The 19,635-nt window shown below is 69.5% G+C and carries 19 protein-coding genes; 13 read left to right on the top strand and 6 right to left on the bottom strand.

Translation table 11 applies throughout. The features are described 5' to 3' along the window. The first annotated feature begins 278 nt into the window (after positions 1–278). From FZ025_RS06085 to FZ025_RS06075, 3 genes are all read left to right on the top strand, one after another. Positions 279–2,282: a PAS domain-containing hybrid sensor histidine kinase/response regulator gene (locus tag FZ025_RS06085; protein ID WP_046978334.1), complete on the top strand. Its 2,004-nt coding sequence runs from the start codon at positions 279–281 to the stop codon at positions 2,280–2,282. 66 nt (positions 2,283–2,348) lie between these two features. Continuing rightward, on the top strand, positions 2,349–2,639 hold the full coding sequence (locus tag FZ025_RS06080) for a DUF3247 family protein (RefSeq protein ID WP_046978335.1): 291 nt from the start codon (positions 2,349–2,351) through the stop codon (positions 2,637–2,639). Positions 2,640–2,745: 106 nt separating this feature from the next. After that, the gene (locus tag FZ025_RS06075; protein WP_046978336.1) at positions 2,746–4,080 is read left to right on the top strand and encodes a PQQ-dependent sugar dehydrogenase; all 1,335 of its coding nucleotides are present in this window, start codon (positions 2,746–2,748) and stop codon (positions 4,078–4,080) included. Between the two features lie 249 nt (positions 4,081–4,329). On the opposite strand, the gene FZ025_RS06070 is transcribed toward FZ025_RS06075, so the two are convergent. Next, the gene (locus tag FZ025_RS06070; protein WP_046978337.1) at positions 4,330–4,593 is read right to left on the bottom strand and encodes a hypothetical protein; all 264 of its coding nucleotides are present in this window, start codon (positions 4,591–4,593) and stop codon (positions 4,330–4,332) included. Between the two features lie 143 nt (positions 4,594–4,736). Here FZ025_RS06070 and FZ025_RS06065 point away from each other — a divergent pair, with 143 nt between their 5' ends. After that, a complete protein-coding gene (locus FZ025_RS06065; RefSeq protein ID WP_046978338.1) occupies positions 4,737–5,810 on the top strand; it encodes a class I SAM-dependent methyltransferase in 1,074 nt (357 codons plus the stop codon). Then, positions 5,807–6,523 carry a 16S rRNA pseudouridine(516) synthase gene (locus FZ025_RS06060; RefSeq protein WP_046978339.1) on the top strand — a complete coding sequence of 239 codons (717 nt, stop codon included), beginning with the start codon at positions 5,807–5,809 and terminating at the stop codon, positions 6,521–6,523. The genes FZ025_RS06065 and FZ025_RS06060 overlap by 4 nt, the downstream gene beginning before the upstream one ends. Positions 6,524–6,595: 72 nt before the next feature. Here the strand turns inward: FZ025_RS06060 and FZ025_RS06055 are convergent, their stop codons facing one another. After that, positions 6,596–7,156, bottom strand: coding sequence for a DUF1415 domain-containing protein (locus tag FZ025_RS06055; protein ID WP_046978340.1), 561 nt, complete (start codon positions 7,154–7,156; stop codon positions 6,596–6,598). 69 nt (positions 7,157–7,225) lie between these two features. Continuing rightward, on the bottom strand, positions 7,226–7,708 hold the full coding sequence (locus FZ025_RS06050; RefSeq protein ID WP_046978341.1) for a YajQ family cyclic di-GMP-binding protein: 483 nt from the start codon (positions 7,706–7,708) through the stop codon (positions 7,226–7,228). 107 nt (positions 7,709–7,815) lie between these two features. Between FZ025_RS06050 and FZ025_RS06045 the strand changes: the two genes are divergently transcribed. From FZ025_RS06045 to FZ025_RS06025, 5 genes are all read left to right on the top strand, one after another. Continuing rightward, complete coding sequence (locus tag FZ025_RS06045; protein WP_046978342.1) at positions 7,816–8,712, top strand: DMT family transporter; 897 nt, start codon at positions 7,816–7,818, stop codon at positions 8,710–8,712. Positions 8,713–8,811: 99 nt separating this feature from the next. Then, a complete protein-coding gene (locus FZ025_RS06040) occupies positions 8,812–9,819 on the top strand; it encodes a methionine ABC transporter ATP-binding protein (protein ID WP_046978343.1) in 1,008 nt (335 codons plus the stop codon). Then, positions 9,816–10,511, top strand: a complete 696-nt coding sequence (locus FZ025_RS06035) for a methionine ABC transporter permease (RefSeq protein ID WP_046978344.1) — start codon at positions 9,816–9,818, stop codon at positions 10,509–10,511. Before FZ025_RS06040 ends, FZ025_RS06035 begins: the two co-directional genes overlap by 4 nt. A gap of 132 nt (positions 10,512–10,643) precedes the next feature. After that, positions 10,644–11,450, top strand: coding sequence for a MetQ/NlpA family ABC transporter substrate-binding protein (locus FZ025_RS06030; protein WP_046978345.1), 807 nt, complete (start codon positions 10,644–10,646; stop codon positions 11,448–11,450). A 13-nt stretch (positions 11,451–11,463) separates the two neighbouring features. Further along, positions 11,464–12,027: a CcdC protein domain-containing protein gene (locus tag FZ025_RS06025; protein ID WP_046978346.1), complete on the top strand. Its 564-nt coding sequence runs from the start codon at positions 11,464–11,466 to the stop codon at positions 12,025–12,027. Between the two features lie 84 nt (positions 12,028–12,111). On the opposite strand, the gene FZ025_RS06020 is transcribed toward FZ025_RS06025, so the two are convergent. Further along, complete coding sequence (locus FZ025_RS06020) at positions 12,112–12,744, bottom strand: OmpW/AlkL family protein (protein WP_046978347.1); 633 nt, start codon at positions 12,742–12,744, stop codon at positions 12,112–12,114. A 188-nt stretch (positions 12,745–12,932) separates the two neighbouring features. Here FZ025_RS06020 and FZ025_RS06015 point away from each other — a divergent pair, with 188 nt between their 5' ends. Continuing rightward, positions 12,933–13,469, top strand: coding sequence for a DNA-deoxyinosine glycosylase (locus FZ025_RS06015; protein ID WP_046978368.1), 537 nt, complete (start codon positions 12,933–12,935; stop codon positions 13,467–13,469). A 6-nt stretch (positions 13,470–13,475) separates the two neighbouring features. Here the strand turns inward: FZ025_RS06015 and FZ025_RS06010 are convergent, their stop codons facing one another. Beyond that, complete coding sequence (locus FZ025_RS06010) at positions 13,476–14,234, bottom strand: hypothetical protein (RefSeq protein WP_046978348.1); 759 nt, start codon at positions 14,232–14,234, stop codon at positions 13,476–13,478. Between the two features lie 246 nt (positions 14,235–14,480). Here FZ025_RS06010 and aceF point away from each other — a divergent pair, with 246 nt between their 5' ends. Together aceF and lpdA are read left to right on the top strand one after the other, a co-directional pair. Beyond that, complete coding sequence (aceF, locus tag FZ025_RS06005; protein ID WP_046978349.1) at positions 14,481–16,238, top strand: dihydrolipoyllysine-residue acetyltransferase; 1,758 nt, start codon at positions 14,481–14,483, stop codon at positions 16,236–16,238. A gap of 131 nt (positions 16,239–16,369) precedes the next feature. After that, positions 16,370–18,190, top strand: coding sequence for a dihydrolipoyl dehydrogenase (gene lpdA / locus FZ025_RS06000; protein ID WP_046978350.1), 1,821 nt, complete (start codon positions 16,370–16,372; stop codon positions 18,188–18,190). Positions 18,191–18,393: 203 nt separating this feature from the next. Here the strand turns inward: lpdA and FZ025_RS05995 are convergent, their stop codons facing one another. Continuing rightward, positions 18,394–19,221 carry a hypothetical protein gene (locus FZ025_RS05995; RefSeq protein WP_046978351.1) on the bottom strand — a complete coding sequence of 276 codons (828 nt, stop codon included), beginning with the start codon at positions 19,219–19,221 and terminating at the stop codon, positions 18,394–18,396. Positions 19,222–19,635: the final 414 nt, after the last annotated feature.

Raw genomic sequence — 19,635 nt, 5'->3', positions numbered from 1 at the left:
CGAACGCTGGCTGGAGGAACAGGTCCCAAGGAACAGGCCCTAAATGGGGGAAGTCCTCGCCGGGATCGCGCTGGCGCTGCTGGGATCGTACTGGTCGGCGCCTGCTTCTGGCGACCTGCCGCCGCCGCGCGGCCGGTCCGGCTTGACGGCGGCGGAGCGGCTTAACAAGATGCGGGGTCCGTCGCGCCAGCCGGTCCTGGGCATCCGTCATCACGCCGTGGGCGCGGAGTGCGGCGTCGCATCCGCCGTCGCAGGCCGTTTCCAGAGCAAACTCCCTCATGCATGTCAGCACCGAATCTTCCTCCACGTCGCGCACGCAGGCATCGGACCTGCACTACCGCGAGATCTTCGACAAGATCGACTCCGGTTTCTGCGTGGTGCAGGTGCTGTTCGACGAGGCGCGGCGCGCGGTCGACTACGTGTTCCTGGAGGTCAATCCGGCGTTCGAGCGCGAGACCGGCATGCACGAGGTGATCGGCCGGCGCATGCGCGAGTTGTCGCCGACCCTCGAGGAGCACTGGTTCCGCGTGTACGGCGAGGTGGCGCTGAGCGGACGCTCGGCCAAGTTCGAGAACTCCGCGTCCGCGTTGGGCCGCTGGTGGGCGGTGGATGCGTTCCGCATCGGTGCGCCGGACCGGCACCTGGTCGCCGTGCAGTTCCTCGACATCACCGAGCGCAAGCGCGTGGAGCGCGACCTGGCCGAGAGCGAGGCGCGCTTCAGCGCGCTCGCCGAGGGCCTGCCGATGCCGGTCTGGGTGCTGGACGCCAGCGGCCAGCTGCGTTTCACCAATACCGCCTACGCCGAATTCTTCGGTATCGACCTGCAGGCCGACGACGTGTGGCCGGGCTGGGGCGACGTGTTGCATCCGGAGGATGCCGGCGTGTTCGCCTTCGAGCTGCGCAGCGCGCTGGACGAGCAGCGCAACCTGCGTGCGCTGGTGCGCGCACGCCGCCACGACGGCGAATGGCGCTGGATCGAGATGACCGCGGTGCCGCGCTATTCGGCCGAGGGCGAGTTCATCGGCCTGGCCGGCAGCAGCCCGGACGTCACCGAGCGCCGCGACATCGAACTGGCCCGCGAGCAGCTGCTGGAATCGGAGCGCAGCGCGCGCAACGCGGCCGAGAGCATGGCGCGGCTGAAGGACGAATTCCTGGCCACGCTGTCGCACGAGCTGCGCACGCCGCTGACCACGATCCTCGGCTGGAGCGACCTGCTGCTGCAGCGGCTGCCGCCGGGCGATCCGAGCAGCAAGGGGCTGTCGGTGATCGCCAGCAGCGCGCGTGCGCAGCAGCGGCTGATCTCGGACATGCTCGACCTGAGCAGCATGCTGCTGGGCAAGGTGCAGCTGGAAGTGGAGGCGCTGGACCTGACCGAACAGGTGCGCGAAGCGCTGCGCGCGCAGGAGCCGGTGGCCGAGGGCAAGGACCAGGCGCTGACCCTGCGCGAGCCGGCGCAGCCGTGCCTGGTGCTGGGCGACGCCACGCGCCTGCAGCAGGTGTTCTGGAACCTGTTGTCCAACGCGATCAAGTTCACCCCGGCGCATGGCCGCATCGAGCTGGCGATCGATGTCGATGCCGACGGCGAACACGCCACGGTGGCGGTGCGCGATTCCGGCGACGGCATTGCGCCGGAGTTCCTGCCGCACCTGTTCGGCCGCTTCCGCCAGGCCGACGGCACCACCACCCGGCTGCATGGCGGCCTCGGCCTGGGCCTGGCGATCGTGCAGCAGCTGGTGGAGATGCATGGCGGCCAGGTCAGCGCGGCCAGCGATGGTCGCGGCTGCGGCGCGGTGTTCAGCGTGCGCCTGCCGCTGCACCGCGACCAGCCGGGCAGGCGGCCGCTGCGCGAGGTGCGCGCGTTCGCGATGGCCGAGCAGGTGGTGGAAGCATATGCGCTGAAGGGCATGCGCCTGCTGGCGGTGGAAGACCAGCCGGACATGCTCGACTACCTGCGGCGGCTGCTCGAGGAGCAGGGCGCGGACGTGGTCGCCGCCGGTTCCGCCAGCGAGGCGCTGGCGCTGCTCGACGGCGGCGGCCACAGCCGCTTCGACGTGATGGTCACCGACATCGGCATGCCGGGCATGGATGGCTATGGCCTGATCCGCACGATCCGCGACAACATGGGCCTGCAGGCGGCCGAGCTGCCGGCAGTGGCGGTGACCGCGCTGGCGCGCGCCGACGATCGCCAGCGCGCGCTGCAGTCCGGTTTCCAGGAGCATCTGGCCAAGCCGTACAGCGTGGCGCAGCTGGTGTCCGCGGTGCGTTTCGCGCGCCGGGAGTAGCGGCGCTTCCCGGGGTTTTCACGCCATTGCCGTTACGTTGCGCAGGTCCCTTGGCAGGAGCTGCGTATGACCAAGTACGCCGATGCAGTGCATACCGATCCCGACGCCATCGCCGCGCTGCAGGCATGGCTGCCGCACTTGCCGGAGCTGGCGCAGGTGTCGCTGCTGCTGGACGACGGCAGCCGGGTCAGCGGCACGGTCTCGATCCGGCCCACCTTGCAGACGTTTCGCGATCGCCAGGAGCGCGAGGGCATCAACGGCAGGGTACGGCTGGACGATCTGCTGCAGCCCGCGCAGCAGCACTACATCTGGCTGGATCGGATCCGCGAGGTCCAGCCGTTGCTGCCGACCGGGTGACGCGGCGTGCCTGCGCATCGCTGCATTTGACATCTATTTCACGTTTGCCGAGCGCGTGCTGTGCATCATCGGTGGTCCTGTCGTCACCATGGAGAGCCGAGCAGCGATGATGCAACTTCCCTCGTCCCCTGCCCGTTGGGCACTGTGTTTCCTGTCCGCTGCCGCGTTGAGTGCCTGTGGCGATACCGCCAGGCATTCCATCGAGGACGGGATGGGGCCCGATCCGGTGCTGCCCGACCCGGTCAAGCGCATGATCCCCACGGTCAAGGTCGCCGAGGTCAAGCGCTGGGCCGAAGGCGCCGCGCCGGTGCCGGCCGCCGGCCTGGCGGTGCAGGCCTTCGCCCGCGACCTGGACCATCCGCGCTGGCTGTACGTGCTGCCCAACGGCGACGTGCTGGTGGCCGAGACCGCCGCGCCGCCGGCGCCGGAAAAGGAAAGCAGCGGCCTGCGCGACAAGATCCAGGGTGCGATGATGGCCAAGGCCGGCTCGACCGTGCCCAGCGCCAACCGCATCACCTTGCTGCGCGACGCCGATGGCGACGGCGTGGCCGAGGTACGCACGCAATTCCTCAAGGGCCTGTATTCGCCGTTCGGCATCGCCCTGGTCGGCGACCGCCTGTACGTCGCCAATGCCGATGCGCTGGTCAGTTTCCCGTACAAGGCCGGCGATACCCAGATCAGCGCCGCGCCGCGCTTCGTCGCCAACCTGCCCGGCGGCATCAACCATCACTGGACCAAGAGTCTTGTGGCCAGCCGCGACGGCAACAAGCTCTACGTCGGCGTCGGTTCCAACAGCAACGTCGCCGAAAACGGCATGGACGCCGAACTCAACCGGGCCGCGATCCTGGAAGTGGACGCGCACAGCGGCGCCACCCGGGTGTTCGCCAGCGGCCTGCGCAACCCGGTGGGCCTGGCCTGGCAGCCGGGCGCCGACACGCTGTGGGTGGTGGTCAACGAGCGCGACGAGATCGGCAGCGATCTGGTGCCCGATTACCTGACCTCGGTGCGCGAAGGCGGTTTCTACGGCTGGCCGTACAGCTACTACGGCCAGCACGTGGACGAACGCGTGCAGCCGCAGAACGCGGAGATGGTGGCCAGTGCGATCAAGCCCGATTACGCGCTGGGCGCGCATACCGCCTCGCTGGGGCTGAGCTTCTACGAAGGCGCGCTGCTGCCGCAGGCGTACCGCGGCGGCGCCTTCATCGGCCAGCACGGCTCCTGGAACCGCGATCCGCCGTCCGGCTACAAGGTGATCTATGTGCCCTTCGCCAACGGCAAGCCCAGCGGCAAGGCGCAGGACGTGCTGACCGGCTTCCTCGACGCCGAAGGCAAGGCCCAGGGCCGCCCGGTCGGCGTGGCGGTGGACAAGCCTGGCGCGCTGCTGGTGGCCGACGATGTCGGCAACGTGATCTGGCGGGTGACGCCGAAGGCCGGGCCGTAGCCGGGATTAGCCGGGAGTGGTTCGCTGCGCCCGGCTCTTATGCGGCCGGGCGGCGGTATCAGTGGAAGGTGGAAGATCGCTATCGGGATCGAAAGGAAGGAATGTGGGAGCGACGTCAGTCGCGACGGGCTCTATCGATAAAGCCCGTCGCGACTGACGTCGCTCCCACAGGTGTTTTTGCATCTGGATCGAAAGGGCCAATTCAGGCGGAGAGCCGCGGTAACCGATCCGAAGACCCCCCGCCTCCGCTTAATGCTCCACCGGCGCCGGCTCCACGCCGAAGCGGCGCGCATAGCCGCGCTCGCTGACCACGCGTTCCACCTCGGTGTCGCCGAGTTCGGGCGCCGCATAGACCGCATATACCACGCTGCCGTCGCCGCGTTCGCCGCGCTGGTGCAGGCGATAGCGCGGGCGTCCGGTACCGGTGTTCTCCGGATAGTGCAGCGGCGGTTGGTGGCCTTCCAGATCCACTTCGCTGTTGTCGACGACGCCACCGATGAACACTGCGCGCATATGCCACTCCATCCGTCCGGGTTGACCTGCAGCCTAGGCGCGGCGATGTTGCCATTGCATCAATGATGCGTTCACTTGGCGCAAAACCGGGCCGGCGCCGGGCTGCCGGTAGAATGCGCGTTCCCTGTCCGAACCCGATCCCGATGCCGGCTCTGCAAGACGCTCCCCTCGACACCCTGTTCCTGCCCTTCGCCCAGGGCGCGCTGCGCTGGCCGGCCGGCAAGGTGCTGTTCCTGCGCGCCCGCGACGGCTGGGCGCTGCGCCAGCACGCGCAGCCGGCGCAACTGGTCTGCGAGCAGGGCTACCGCCCATTCGCCGCCGCCCTGCAGCAGGGCGGCTGGCAGGTCCGCGCCGAGGATGCCGACGACCACGACGATACCGGCGGCTATGCGCTGGTGCTGGTGCTGCCGCCGCGCCAGCGCGACGAGGCGCGGGCGCTGCTGGCGCGCGCGCTGGCGCTGGCCGCACCGGGCGGGGTGGTGGTGGCCTGCCAGTCCAACAACGAAGGCGCCCGCTCCGGCGAGGACGACCTGCAGCAGCTGGCCGGCCTGGGCGGCAAGCTGACCAAGCACCACTGCCGCGTGTACTGGACCGCGCCGCTGCATGGCGGCCACGACGCCGCGCTGCAGCGGCGCTGGGCGATATTGGACGCGCCGCAGCCGATCCTGGACGGGCGCTTCCGCAGCCGGCCCGGCGTGTTCGCCTGGGACCGCATCGATCCGGCCTCGGCGCTGCTGGCCGAGCACCTGCCGGCCGACCTGGCCGGCCGCGGTGCCGATCTCGGCGCCGGCTACGGCTATCTGTCGGCGGAACTGCTGGCGCGTTGCCCGAGCATCGCCGCGCTGGATCTGTTCGAGGCCGACGCGCGCGCGCTGGCGCTGGCGCGGCTGAACCTGGCGCAGGCGCCGGCCGCGGTGGCGATGGGCTACCACTGGCACGACGTGACCGCGGGGCTGCCGGCGCAGTACGACGTCATCGTCAGCAATCCGCCGTTCCACGCGCCCGGGCGGATGGAGCGCCCGGACATCGGCCGCCGCTTCATCGCCGTCGCCGCACAGGCGCTCAAGCCCGGCGGCAAGCTGTATCTGGTCGCCAACCGGCATCTGCCCTACGAGGCGGTGCTCGACGCCAGCTTCGGCGACACCTCGGTGCTCGCCAGCCGCGACGGCTTCAAGCTGATCCTGGCGGTACGCGCGCGCGCCACGGTGCGCCGGTGAAGCTGGTCAAGCACCTGGCCAACCTGGGCTATGGCAGCCGCAAGCAGGTCACCCTGATGTTCCGCGAAGGCCGCATCACCGACGCCGACGGCGAGGTGCTGTACGCCGACGACCAGCTCGCGCATGCGGCGATCCGGGTCGATGGCGAGGCGCTGGACCCGGCGCCGGGGCTGATCCTGGCGCTGCACAAGCCGGTCGGCTACACCTGTTCGACCAGGGACCCGGGCCGCATCGTCTACGACCTGCTGCCGCCGCGCTTCCGCCTGCGTTCGCCGCTGCTGTCCACGGTCGGGCGGCTGGACCGCGACAGCAGCGGCCTGCTGCTGCTGACCGACGACGGCGCGCTGCTGCATCGCATCGTCTCGCCGAAAGCGCAGCTGGCCAAGGTCTATGAAGCGACCCTGGCCGAGGACCTGCGCGGCGACGAGGCGGCGCAGTTCGCCAGCGGCACGCTGCTGCTGGACGGCGAGACCACGCCGCTGCTGCCGGTGCAGCTGGAGGTGCTGGGTCCGCGCCAGGCGCGCCTCACCCTGTACGAAGGCCGCTACCACCAGGCGCGGCGCATGTTCGCCGCGGTCGGCAACCACGTGGCGACCTTGCACCGCAGCCGCATCGGCGGCTTCGCCCTGGACGAGACCTTGCCGGCCGGGCAGTGGCGTGCGCTGGAGGCGGCGGATCTGGGGCGGGTGTTTGGGGCCGAGATTCGGCATTAGGGATTGGAGATTGGTAAAAGCGCGGTCAGCGCGCTTTGGCGATCCTTGCCGTTACCAATCACGAATCCCCAATCACGAATCCCGGCTCTCGAACAGCTTCTTCCATCCGTCCAGCCCCAGCGTCTCCAACGTCTGCAGATTGCGCTCCACGATCACGTCCGCGTCCGGGAACGCGGCCACGGCGCGTTCGACGCTGTCCTCGCGCAGCAGGTGCAAGGTGGGGAAGGGCGCGCGGTTGGTGTAGTTGCCGATGTCGTCCGGCGCGGTGCCGGCAAACTGGTAGTGCGGATGGAAGCTGGCCACCTGCAGGATGCCGTGCAGGTCCAGCGCGTCCACCGCCGCGTCGGCGTTGTCGAGGAAATCGTTGTAGTCCAGGAAATCGCCGAGTACCTGCGGATGCACGATCAAGGTGGTGTCGATCTGCTCGGCCGGGGTGTCGCGCAGCAACAGCAGTTCCTCGCTCAACTCCTCCAGCAAGGCCTCGGGCGTGGTCGCGTCGCTGCGCACGTAGCGGATCTGCCGCTTGACGTGCACGGCCTTGGCGAACGGGCACAGGTTCAGGCCGATCACCGCGCGTTCCAGCCATTGCCGGGTCGCGGCGATCGGATCGGCGTTCGGGTCCAGGTCGTTCAAGGCGGTTCCAGTGGGCGAGGGCGGATGCCGATCGGGCGAAGCAGACGGCGGGCGTGCCACCGCGCCGGCTCAGTCGCGGAAATTCTCGAACTGCAGCGGCAGCTCGAAATCGCTCTTCTTCAACAGCGCCATCACGTCCTGCAGGTCGTCGCGCTTCTTGCCGCTGATGCGCAGCTTGTCGCCGTTGATCTGCGCTTCCACCTTGAGCTTGGCGTCCTTGATCGCCGCGACGATCTTCTTGGCCAGCTTCTGCTCGATGCCCTGCTTGACCGTGACCTTCTGCCGCGCGCCGGCCAGGTTGGTCTCCACGTCGCCGAATTCCAGGCAGCGCACGTCGATGCCGCGCGCGATCAGCCGCGCGCGCAGGATGTCGGTCATCTGCTTGACCTGGAAGTCGCTCGGCGCGGCCTGGTTGATGACCTGGTCGTCGAGCTCGAAGCGGGCCTCCACGCCCTTGAAATCGAAGCGGGTCGACAGCTCGCGGTTCGCCTGGTCGATGGCATTGGTCAGTTCGTGCTTGTCGATTTCGGAGACGACATCGAAGGAAGGCATGGCAGTTCCTCGGGAAAGACCGCATATCCTACCGATCCGGACGCAACGCCGCTGCCGGCGCGGTTGCGCTGCTGGGCGGCGCCGCCGATCGCCACGATAATCCGCCGATGCCCACGTCCCGTTCCAACGCCGCGGCCGCCGCCTGGATGGTCGCGGCGGTCGCCTGCTTCGCGCTGATGGATGCGGCGATGAAGCTGCTGACCGCGCACTATCCGGCGCTGCAGGTGGCCACGCTGCGCGGCGGCGCCTCGCTGCCGTTCGTGCTGCTGTGGGTGCTGGCCAGTGCCGGCCCGCGTTCGATCCTGCCGGTGCGCTGGGGCCTGCATCTGCTGCGCGGCGTGCTCGGCATCGCCATGATCGGCTGCTTCGCCGGGGCGCTGCGCAGCCTGCCGCTGTCCACCGCCTACACGATCTACTTCGTCGCGCCGCTGCTGGTGGCGGCGCTGTCGGTGCCATTGCTGGGCGAACGGGTCGGCCCGCGGCGCTGGGCCGCGATCGGCATCGGCCTGGTCGGCGTGCTGGTGGTGCTGCGCCCGGGCGTGGGCGGCTTCGTCTCGCTGCCGGGGTTGATGGTGCTGCTGGCCGCAGCCGCCTACGCGGTCGCGGCGGTGCTGGTCAGCCTGCTGGCGCGCACCGACACGCCGCAGTCGCTGGTGGTCTGGTTCCTGCTGATCATGGCGCTGGGCGCCGGCGCGCTGGCGCTGCCGGCCTGGAGCCCGCTGCGCCTGGCCGATGCCGGCTGGATCGCCACGCTCGGCGTGGCCGGCGCGCTGGGTCAGGTGGCCCTGACCCAGGCGTTCCGCCGCGGCGACGCCTCGCTGATCGCGCCGCTGGAGTACAGCGGCCTGATCTGGGTGATCCCGTGGGACTGGCTGCTGTGGCGCAAGCTGCCCGACGCCTGGACCTGGCTGGGCGCGGCGATCATCGTCGCCAGCGGCCTGTACCTGCTGCATCGCGAGCGGGTCCGCGCCAGCGTGCGGCCGCCGCCGCAGGTGCACCCGTAGCCGGTGCCGCTGCCGATGCAAGCGTTAGAATCGAATGGAATAACGCGCGCAACCCTGGCCTGCTAGGCTTTGCGCCCCCTTCGCTGCCGGCCCCGCGCGGTGATCCAGTTCGAGCACCTGCACAAGTCCTACCCCGTTGCCGGCCAATCGGTCGTGGCCTTGCATCCGCTCGACCTGGAAATCCGCGCCGGCGAGGTGTTCGGCATCATCGGCCATTCCGGTGCCGGCAAGTCCACGCTGATCCGGCTGATCAACCGGCTCGAGGAGCCCAGCGGCGGGCGCCTGCTGATCGACGGCGAGGACGTCACCGCGCTGGACCGCGCCGGGCTGCGCACGCTGCGCCGGCGCATCGGCATGATCTTCCAGCACTTCAACCTGCTGTCCTCGCGCAGCGTGGCCGACAACGTCGCCTTCCCACTGCAACTGGCCGGCACCGCGCGTGCGCAGATCCAGGCGCGGGTGGCCGAGCTGCTGGCCCGGGTCGGCCTGGCCGAGCACGCCAGCAAGTATCCGGCGCAGCTGTCCGGCGGGCAGAAGCAGCGCGTCGGCATCGCCCGCGCGCTGGCCACCGGGCCGCAGATCCTGCTGTGCGACGAGGCCACCAGCGCGCTGGATCCGCAGACCACCGCCTCGGTGCTGAGCCTGCTGGCGCAGATCAACCGCGAGCTGGGCCTGACCATCGTGCTGATCACCCACGAGATGGAGGTGATCCGGCGCGTCTGCGACCGCGTGGCGGTGCTCGACGCCGGGCATCTGGTCGAAAGCGGGCCGGTCACCGAAGTATTCCTGCATCCGCGCCATCCGACCACGCGCCGCTTCGTGTCCGAGGCCGAACACGTGGACGATGGCGAGCTGCATCGCGACTTCGCCGCGGTGGCCGGGCGCATCCTGCGCCTGACCTTCCTCGGCGGCGACACCTACGCGCCGCTGCTCGGGCGCATCGCGCGCGAGACCGCGGTGGACTACAACATCCTGTCCGGGCGCATCGACCGGATCAAGGACACCCCGTACGGCCAGCTGACCGTGGCCCTGGTCGGCGGCGACCTGGACGCGGCGCAGGCCGGGTTCGTCGCCGCCGGCGTGCATGTCGAGGAACTGCGCCGATGATCCCGTTCGCCACCGCCGCCAGCGGCTTCTTCCGCAATCTCGACGCCGGCAAATGGGCCGAGATCGGCCGTGCCACGCTGGACACGCTGCTGATGCTCGGCGGCTCGCTGCCGCTGACCCTGCTGATCGGCCTGCCGCTGGGCGTGCTGCTGTTCCTGAGCGGGCCGCGCCAGACCCACCAGCGGCCGCTGCTGTACGCCACGCTGGCGCTGGCGATCAACGTGCTGCGCTCGGTGCCCTTCATCATCCTGATGATTGCGATGATCCCGCTGACGCTGTGGGCGATGGGCACTTCGCTGGGCGTGCGCGGCGCGATCCTGCCGCTGGTGGTGGGCGCGGCGCCGTTCTACGCGCGGCTGGTGGAGACGGCGCTGCGCGAAGTGGACCGCGGCGTGGTCGAGGCCAGCCTGGCGATGGGCGCGACCACCTGGCAGCTGGTGACGCGGGTGCTGCTGCCCGAGGCGCGGCCGGGGCTGATCGCCGGCGCCACGGTGACCACCATCGCGCTGATCGGCTTCACCGCGATGGGCGGCGCGATCGGTTCCGGCGGCCTCGGCGACCTGGCCTACCGCGACGGCTACCAGCGCTCGCACGCCGACGTGGCGCTGATCACGGTGGTGGTGCTGCTGTTGCTGGTGCAGGGGCTGCAGATGCTCGGCGATCGGCTGGTCGCGCATTACAGCCGGCGTTGAGCGCGCGTTGCCCCGTATCGCGCTTCTACAAAAAGCCACCTATGCCTTTCGCCGCACGCAGCGGCCGGGTCTGCTAGCTTGCTTGCATGGCGGCTTGGCCGCTCTTCTTCCCCATGTTTTCGGATTCCTGCCATGACCAAACCCCCGCTTCGTCTGCTGCTCGGCGCCGCCGTGCTGGCCCTGGCCGCCTGCGGCAAGACCTCCGCGCCCGGCGCCGACAATGCAACGCTCAGCGTCGCCGCCACCGCGGTGCCGCACGCGGAAATCCTGGAGGTGGTCAAGCCGCTGCTGGCCAAGCAGGGCGTGACCCTGGACGTGCGCGTGTTCAACGACTACGTGCAGCCCAACGACCAGGTGGTGCAGAAGCAGATCGACGTGAACTACTTCCAGACCGAGCCGTACCTGGACGCCTACAACCGCGATCGCAAGAGCGACCTGGTCACCGTGATCGGCGTGCACATCGAGCCGTTCGGCGCCTATTCGCGCCGCTTCAAGTCGCTGGCCGAACTGCCGCAGGGCGCCGACGTGGTGATCCCCAACGATCCCAGCAACAACAGCCGCGCGCTGATCCTGCTCGACAAGGCCGGGGTCATCAAGCTCAAGGACCCGGGCAACGCGCTGTCGACCCAGCGCGATATCGTCGCCAACCCCAAGCAGCTGAAGTTCCGCGAACTGGATTCGGCGATGCTGCCGCGGGTGCTGGACCAGGTCGACCTGGCGCTGATCAACACCAACTACGCGCTCGACGCCGGACTCAATCCCGCCCGCGACGCGCTGGCGATCGAGAGCAAGGACTCGCCGTACGTGAACTTCCTGGTCGCGCGCCCCGACAACAAGGACGACCCGCGCGTGCAGAAGCTGGCCAAGGCGCTGACCAGCCCCGAGGTCAAGGCGTTCATCGAGCGCAAGTACCAGGGCGCGGTGCTGCCGGCGTTCTGAGCCGGGCGCACGCATGCCACTGCTGCTGGCCATTCCCCTGGCGATCGTGATCGCGCTGGCGGTGACCGCGGTGCTGTTGCCGCTGGCGCTGCTGCAGCGCTTCCGCTACGGCACTTCGCGGCGCCAGGCGCGGGCGTGGCTGGCCAGCGTGCAGTTCTGGTCGGCGCTGGTGTCCAGCGTGCTGTTGCTGGGCTTCGCGTCGGTCGCATCGCACTGGTGGCCGGACGCGGCGCTCTATGCCTGCGTCGGCTGGGCGGCAGGCCTGGCGCTGGGCGCGCTGGGCATCTGCCTGAGCCGGTTCGAACCGTTGCCGCAGGGCCTGTACTACACGCCGAACCTGTGGCTGGTGCTGGCCTTGGCGCTGCTGGTGGTGGCGCGCATCGGCGCCGGCCTGGTGCAGGGCTGGCGCAGCATGGGCGAGGGCGCGGCATGGCCGGCGCAGGGCTGGATGAGCCATGCCAGCCTGCTCGCGGCGGCGGCGTTGCTGCTCGGCTATGCGTGCGCGTATGCGTGGCTGCTGCGGCGTCGCGTGCGCCGCTTCGATCGCTACCGCGGCTACGATCGTTCGCCGCGCTGAGCGGCGCGCGATCGGAGACGGCGCGGAAGGCAAAAAACAAACGGGCCCGAAGGCCCGTTTGCAGATGACGCGGAGCAGGCGTGCTTAGAAGCGCGCGCCGACGCCGAAGCTGACCAGCCACGGATCCAGCTTCAGGTCCTGGCCGGTGCCGTTGCCGGCGACCTGCACTTCCGGACGCGAATGCATGTAGCGCGCATCGGCGCGGGCGAACCAGGTGGAGTTGATGTTCATGTCCACGCCGACGGTGCCGATCGCACCCTTGGCGGTGTCCAGGCCGACGTGCTGGCCGCTGGCCGACAGGCCGTCGATCTTTTCGTTGCTGAAGTTGGACTGGTAGTAACCGACGCCGACGAACGGACGGAACACGTTGTCCGCCTGGCCGAAGTGGTACTGGCCGCTCAGCGCGATCGGCTGCTGCTCGACGCTGCCGACCTTGCCCACGCCGCTGGCGCTGACGCGGTGGTTGAACTTGTCGGCCGCGCCCCACAGCTCCACCGCCCAGTTGTCGTTGATCAGCCAGCTGGCGCTGATGGTCGGCGCCGGGCCGCCGTCGACGTCGAGGCCGTTGGCCGGCTTGGAATGAGGGTCGAGCAGGGTGGCGCTGCCGACGACGGCAAAGCGCTTGCCGGATGCGGTGTCGCCGTCCTGCGCAAATGCGGCAGGCGCGAACGCAAGGGCGGAAACGACAGCCAGGCTCAGGATTTGAATGGACCGCATGGGAATCTCCTCAATCTTTTTTTTGTGGGGCCACAGGAGTGGGCGCGCACACCGTATCGATGAGAAGATGAATCGACGCCGACCCCGGCCAAGCGGATGCAGGCGTTGTTCAGACACCCGCCTCCGGTGCTTGAAATAACGAGGTTTTAAGACTTGGCGACATTCACCCACATGCGCGCGACGTGACGATGCAGGACGTGTTGCAGGGCTTGCCTGCGCAGATTCGCGACGATTGCCGGGTGCTGCTTCTCGGCTCGATGCCCGGTGCGATGTCGCTGCAGCACGCGCGCTACTACGCGCATCCGCGCAACCGCCTGTGGCCGCTGCTTGGCGCGCTGTGCGGCTTCGATCCGCAGTTGGACTATGCGGCGCGGCTGCAGGCCATGCAGGCCTGCGGCGTGGGCCTGTGGGACGTGATCGGCCAGTGCCGGCGCAGCGGCAGCCTGGACACGGCGATCGTGCGCGGCAGCGAAGTGCCCAATCCCTTGCCCGCGCGCATTGCGCAGTTGCCGCAGCTGCGCGCGATCGCCTGCAACGGCGCCGCGGCGGCGCAGGCGTTCGCGCGTTTCGTGCAGCCGCAGCTGGCGTCGCGCGCGGCGCCGCTGGCGGTGCTGGCGCTGCCGTCGACCAGTCCGGCCAATGCCGCCTTCTCGCTGGCGCGGCTGCAGCAGGCGTGGGCGCCGCTGCAGGGCTGGCTCACGCCGTCGTCGGCAGCGCCGACCTAGCGCGTGTCACTGCAGCGCGCGCGGCGACGGCGCACGCAGCCGCAGCCACAGCGTCTGCACCAGCAGCACCGCGGCCAGCGCCAGCGCCACCCAGGCCGCGCTGCGCGCACCGTCCAGGCCGCTGCCGGCCTGCTTGACGTAGACCGCGACCAGCGCCCACAGCGCCGCCGCGACGTAGGCCAGGTTGCCGCGCATCGCCCGGTTCAGACCCAGCAGCAGCGCCGCGGCCAGCGCGAACAGCAGCAGGCTCCACGGCAGCATGTGCTCGGTGGACAGCCAGCGGTAGGCGACGATCACCTGCGCGGTGTTGAGGAAGGCGGCCAGCGACAGCCATCCGGCGTGCAGCGACAGCGGCAACCAGGCCCACAGCGCCTGCCAGGGTTCGGCGTGTGGATCGCGCGACAGGCGCAGCGCGGCCAGCGCCAGGCAGGCCAGCGCGGCCCAGATCACCGCCAGCGCCAGCAGGAAGTGCTGCTGCGAGAACACCGGCATCCACAGCGCGGTGAGGCCGAAGCCCAGCGCCGCCGGCAGCCGCACCTGCGCCAGTGCGCCGTGGCGACGGCGCCGCGGCGACAGCTGCCACAGGCCGAAGCCCAGGTCGAGCAGGAAGATCACCCCCCAGATCGCGAAGGCGTAGCCGGCGGCGACGATCAGGGTCGGGTAGCGGTCGGAGATCGCGCCATTGGTCGGGCCGAACGCGCCGCGTTGCGAGAACCAGGCGACCAGCGGCATCGCCAACGACATCAACAGCACGAACGCGCGCATGGCGGCACTCCGATCGAGGTGCGGCGCATCCTAGGCGCCCGCCCGTGAAGGCGGTGCGCTGCGCCGACCCGGCGCTGGCGCCTGGACAATGCGCAGGCGTACGGTCCGCCGCGAACGCCGCAGGCAGGCGCTTGTCGGCGCCGCGGCGCGCTCGCCGCAGGTTTTTTTGCCCGGCAGAGGTTGGCGCTGCGGCTGCGGGCCGCCACAATAGAGGTTTCCCCCTCATTAGTTGCCGGAGTTGCCCGTATGGCCGAAATCAAGGAAGCACTTGTCCCCGATATCGGTGACTACAGCGACGTCCCGGTAATCGAAGTGCTGGTGGCGGTTGGCGACACGGTGAAGAAGGACCAGAGCCTGGTCACCCTGGAGTCGGACAAGGCGACGATGGAAGTGCCGTCGCCGTTCGCCGGCGTGGTCAAGGCGTTGAAGGTCAAGGTCGGCGACAGCCTGTCCGAAGGCAAGGTCGTGGCCTTGATCGAAGTGGCCGAGGACGGCGCCAGCGCCGCCGCGCCGGCAGCGGCAGCGGCCAAGGCCACGCCAGCGCCGGCCAAGCAGGAGTCGGCCCAGCCGGCGCCGGCCGCGCAGCAGGCGAGCAAACCGGCCGCGGACGGCGCCGCCATCGTCGAGGCGCGCGTGCCGGATATCGGCGACTACAGCGACGTGCCGGTGATCGAGGTGCTGGTCGCGGTCGGCGACAGCGTGGCCAAGGACCAGAGCCTGGTGACCCTGGAATCGGATAAGGCGACGATGGAAGTGCCTTCGTCGGTGGCCGGCGTGATCAAGGAACTGAAGGTCAAGGTCGGCGACAGCCTGTCCGAGGGCAAGGTCGTGGCGCTGATCGAGGTGGCCGGCGCCAGCGCCGATGCGCCGTCGTCGGGCGCGGTGCAACTCAGCGCCGAGACCGGCGGCGGGGCGCAGCCGGTGCCGGCCTCGGCCGCACCGGACAAACTCGCGCAGCGCGAGATCGCGCAGGTGCAGGGTTCGGCCCCGGCCAAGGCCGCCGCGTCCGCCGGCACTCCGAGCAGCCCGCCGGTGGAGTTCAACGCCGACAGCGTGCTGCCGCAGAAGGTGCCCTACGCCAGCCCGGCGGTGCGATTGTTCGCGCGCGAACTGGGCGTGGACCTGTTCCAGGTCAGCGGTACCGAGCACGGCGGGCGCATCACCAAGGACGACGTGCAGCGCTACGTCAAGGCTGCGTTGGCCGGCGGCGTGCCGGCCGCGGCTGGCGCAGCGACGGCCGGCGGCAACGGCCTGAACCTGCTGCCGTGGCCGAAGGTGGACTTCGCCAAGTTCGGCGAGGTCGAGGTCAAGCCGCTGTCGCGGATCAAGAAGATCTCCGGCGCCAACCTGGCGCGCAACTGGGCGATGATCCCGCACGTCACCCAGTTCGAGCAGGCCGACATCACCGACCTGGAAGCGCTGCGCGTGGCGCTGAACAAGGAAAACGAGGGCGGGCCCGGTAAGGGCAGCGGCATCAAGCTGACCATGCTCGCCTTCCTGCTCAAGGCCAGCGCCGCGGCGCTGAAGCAGTTCCCCGACTTCAACGCCTCGCTGGATGCGGCCGGCGAGAACCTGACCCTGAAGAAGTACTTCCACATCGGTTTCGCCGCCGACACCCCGAACGGGCTGGTGGTGCCGGTGATCCGCGACGTGGACAAGAAGGGCGTGGTCGAGCTGGCGCGCGAAAGCGGCGAGCTGGCCAAGAAGGCGCGCGACGGCAAGCTCGGCCCGGCCGAGATGAGCGGCGGCTGCTTCTCGATCAGTTCGCTCGGCGGCATCGGCGGCACCGCGTTCACGCCGATCGTCAATGCGCCGGAAGTGGCGATCCTGGGTGTGTCCAAGTCGGCGATCCAGCCGGTCTGGAACGGCAAGGAATTCGCGCCGAAGCTGCTGCTGCCGCTGTCGCTGAGCTACGACCACCGGGTCATCGACGGCGCCGCGGCGGCGCGCTTCACCACCTACCTGAGCCAGGTGCTGGCGGACATGCGCCGCGTGCTGCTGTAAGTCCTGTCGCAACGGCGCCGCGCCCGGCGCGGCCCGTGTTTCCCCCACCTGCGTGCGCCGCATCCTTCGCGGCGGCGCCGTAGAACTGCAATCGCCCGCCGGCGCGCCGGCCGGGCCACAGGAGAAGCTGCATGGCGGTCATTGAGGTCAAGGTCCCGGATATCGGCGACTACAGCGAGGTTCCGGTCATCGAAGTGCTGGTCGCCGTCGGCGACACGGTGAAGAAGGACCAGGGCCTGCTGACCCTGGAATCGGACAAGGCCACGCTGGAAGTGCCGTCGGCGGCGGCCGGCGTGATCAAGGAGCTGAAGGTCAAGCTCGGCGACACCCTGTCCGAGGGCGCGGTGATCGCGCTGCTGGAGACCGAGGACGCCGGCGCCGCGCCGGCCGCCGCGCCCGCGGCGGCCAAGGCCGACGCGCCGGCCAGCAAGCCGCCGGTGGCGCCCTCGCACCGCGCCCCGGCCGAGCCGCCGGCGCGCAAGCCGGCGCTGGCCAGCGGCAAGCCGGCCGACATCGAATGCAAGATGGTGGTGCTCGGCGCCGGCCCCGGCGGCTACACCGCCGCATTCCGCGCCGCCGACCTGGGCCTGGACACGGTGCTGATCGAGCGCTACGCCAGCCTCGGCGGGGTCTGCCTCAACGTCGGCTGCATCCCGTCCAAGGCGCTGCTGCACGCGGCCGCGGTGATCGACGAGGTCGCCCATGCCGGCGATTTCGGCGTGACCTTCAGCGCGCCCAAGATCGCCCTGGACAAGCTGCGCGCGTACAAGGACAACGTGGTCGGCAAGCTCACCGGCGGCCTGGCCAGCATGGCCAGGCAGCGCAAGGTGCGCACCGTCACCGGCGTGGCCAGCTTCGTGTCGCCCAGCGAGCTGCAGATCGTCGGCGCCGACGGCAAGACCCAGCTGCTGCGCTTCGAGCAGTGCATCATCGCCGCCGGCTCGCAGGCGGTGAAGCTGCCCAACTTCCCGTGGGACGACAAGCGGGTGATGGACTCCACCGACGCGCTGGAGCTGCAGGAGATCCCCAAGACCCTGCTGGTGGTCGGCGGCGGCATCATCGGCCTGGAAATGGCCACCGTGTACAGCGCGCTGGGCAGCAAGGTCACCGTGGTCGAGTTCATGGACCAGCTGATGCCGGGCGCCGACCAGGACCTGGTCAAGCCGCTGGCCGACCGCCTGAAGAAGCAGGGCGTGGAGGTCTACCTGAAGACCAAGGCCACCGCGGTCAAGGCCGACAAGAAGGGCATCACCGTGTCCTTCGAGGCCGCGGCCGAGGGCGAGACGTCGGCGCTGGGCGCGACCAGCTACGACCGCGTGCTGGTCGCGGTGGGCCGCTCGCCGAACGGCAAGAAGATCGGTGCGGAGAAGGCCGGCGTCAACGTCACCGAGCGCGGCTTCATCCCGGTCGATCGGCAGATGCGCAGCAACGTGCCGCACATCTTCGCCATCGGCGACATCGTCGGCAACCCGATGCTGGCGCACAAGGCCACCCACGAGGGCAAGCTGGCGGCCGAAGTGGCCGCAGGCGAGGGCATCCCTGGTAAAGGCCGGGAATGGGTGGCGCGGGTGATCCCGTCGGTGGCCTACACCAACCCGGAAATCGCCTGGGTCGGCGTCACCGAGACCGAGGCCAAGGCCAAGGGCCTGAAGGTCGGCGTGGCCAAGTTCCCGTGGGCGGCCAGCGGCCGCGCCATCGGCATCGGCCGCACCGAGGGCTTCACCAAGCTGATCTTCGACGAGCAGACGCACCGCATCGTCGGCGGCGCCATCGTCGGCGTGCATGCCGGCGACCTGCTGGCCGAGATCGGCCTGGCGATCGAGATGGGCGCCGAGGCCGAGGACATCGGCCACACCATCCATGCGCATCCGACCCTGAGCGAGTCGGTCGGCATGGCCGCCGAGGTCTACGACGGCACCATCACCGATCTATACCTCCCGAAAAAGAAATAAGCGAGCGCAGCGTCGGTCCGCAAAGCCCCGGCGCAGGCCGGGGCTTTGCGTTCATGCGCCGCGATGCGTGGCCGGCGCACGATGTGGACACCTGCAAATTCAACCGGCGCAACGACAGAACCCCGCAGCGCTGCCGGGTTCTGCATGAAACTGCTCGCGAGTCCCGAGTCCCGAGTCCCGATGGAACCCGAGTCCCGTTGGGATCAGAACGCGAAGGTCACGCCGGCCACCGGGCCCTTGAACTCCTGCTTCAGGCCGACGGTGGTCAGCGAGGCCGTATTGGAGTCGGTCTTGCGGTCCACATCCAGCTTGAACCAGTCGTAGCCGGCGAAGATGCCGAAATTCCTGGTGAAGCGGTATTCGGCGATGGCATTGGCGCGGCTCAGGTCGCCGTCGTACTTGTCGAAGTTGCCCCACTTGGTGTTGAGGTACTGGCCCTGCACGCTGAACAGCCAGTGCTCGTTGGGCTGCGCGGTGAAGCGCAGGCCGACCACCGGCGCGGCGCCGTCCTCGCTTTCGTCGATGAAGGTCCCCGAATACAGGTCGCCCAGATCGGCGTAGGCATTGGTCTGGACCTTGGCCCATTCGGCGCCGATCTGCAGGCCCAGGCTGAACTGCGGGGTGTCGATCACCGCGTAGTCGTACACCAGGCTGGCGACCTGGTACTTCAGTTCGCCCTTGATGAAGCTGCCGGCCGGCACGACGACCCCGCCGTAGCTGACGGCATCGCCCAGTTCCGCGCGGCGATCCTTGTCGTACTTGAAGTAGTCGAAGATCAGGCGCTGGCGGGTGCTGATGCGGAACATGCCGTCCACGCGCGGCTCCCATTCCTTGCCGCCGAAGTCGAAGTCCTGCGAGCCGGAGATCTGGCTGCCGGCGATGGTGGTGTTGCCGCGCAAGGTGTTGTCGTTGTCCACGTTCATCGCGCCGAGGCGGATGGTGAAGCGGTCGTCGCCGTCTTCGGCGTGCGCGGGGAGGGCGTAGGCGGCGGCGAGCGCGCACGGCAACGCAAGAGCGAGCAAATGTTTCATGGGGGGCCAAGCTCCGTCATCTGGGGATGGATGCGCCGATGGCGAACGCCACCGCGTGCGGCAACTATCCGTAAAGCGATGTCCACCATCCGTGAAGGTATGGAGTGCGTGATGGCGGCGTTGGTCGCAGAAGTGGCCGGCAAAAAAGCGCAAAAAAGAAGAGTCCCGGTCGCCCGGGACTCCATGGGGCTGCGCTGCAGATCGACGAGGATGGGCGCAGTCCGTGCAAGCTTCGACCGCAGAGCGGGCGGAAAGTTCCCACGCAAATCCCTGCTGCGATGCATCAATCCAGGCCGCGGCGCGGGTCTGCGACGTGCTATCGTTGGCGGCTTGGCTCGATCCGGGGAGGGTCGCAACCTTTGGCGGTTGTCTCGTAAATTGTCCCATTGCTATACTCCCGCGGCTCGACGGACG

The organism is Xanthomonas hyacinthi, from assembly GCF_009769165.1.
GTDB classification, from domain to species: domain Bacteria; phylum Pseudomonadota; class Gammaproteobacteria; order Xanthomonadales; family Xanthomonadaceae; genus Xanthomonas_A; species Xanthomonas_A hyacinthi.
This window is presented reverse-complemented; position numbering and strand designations above follow the sequence as displayed.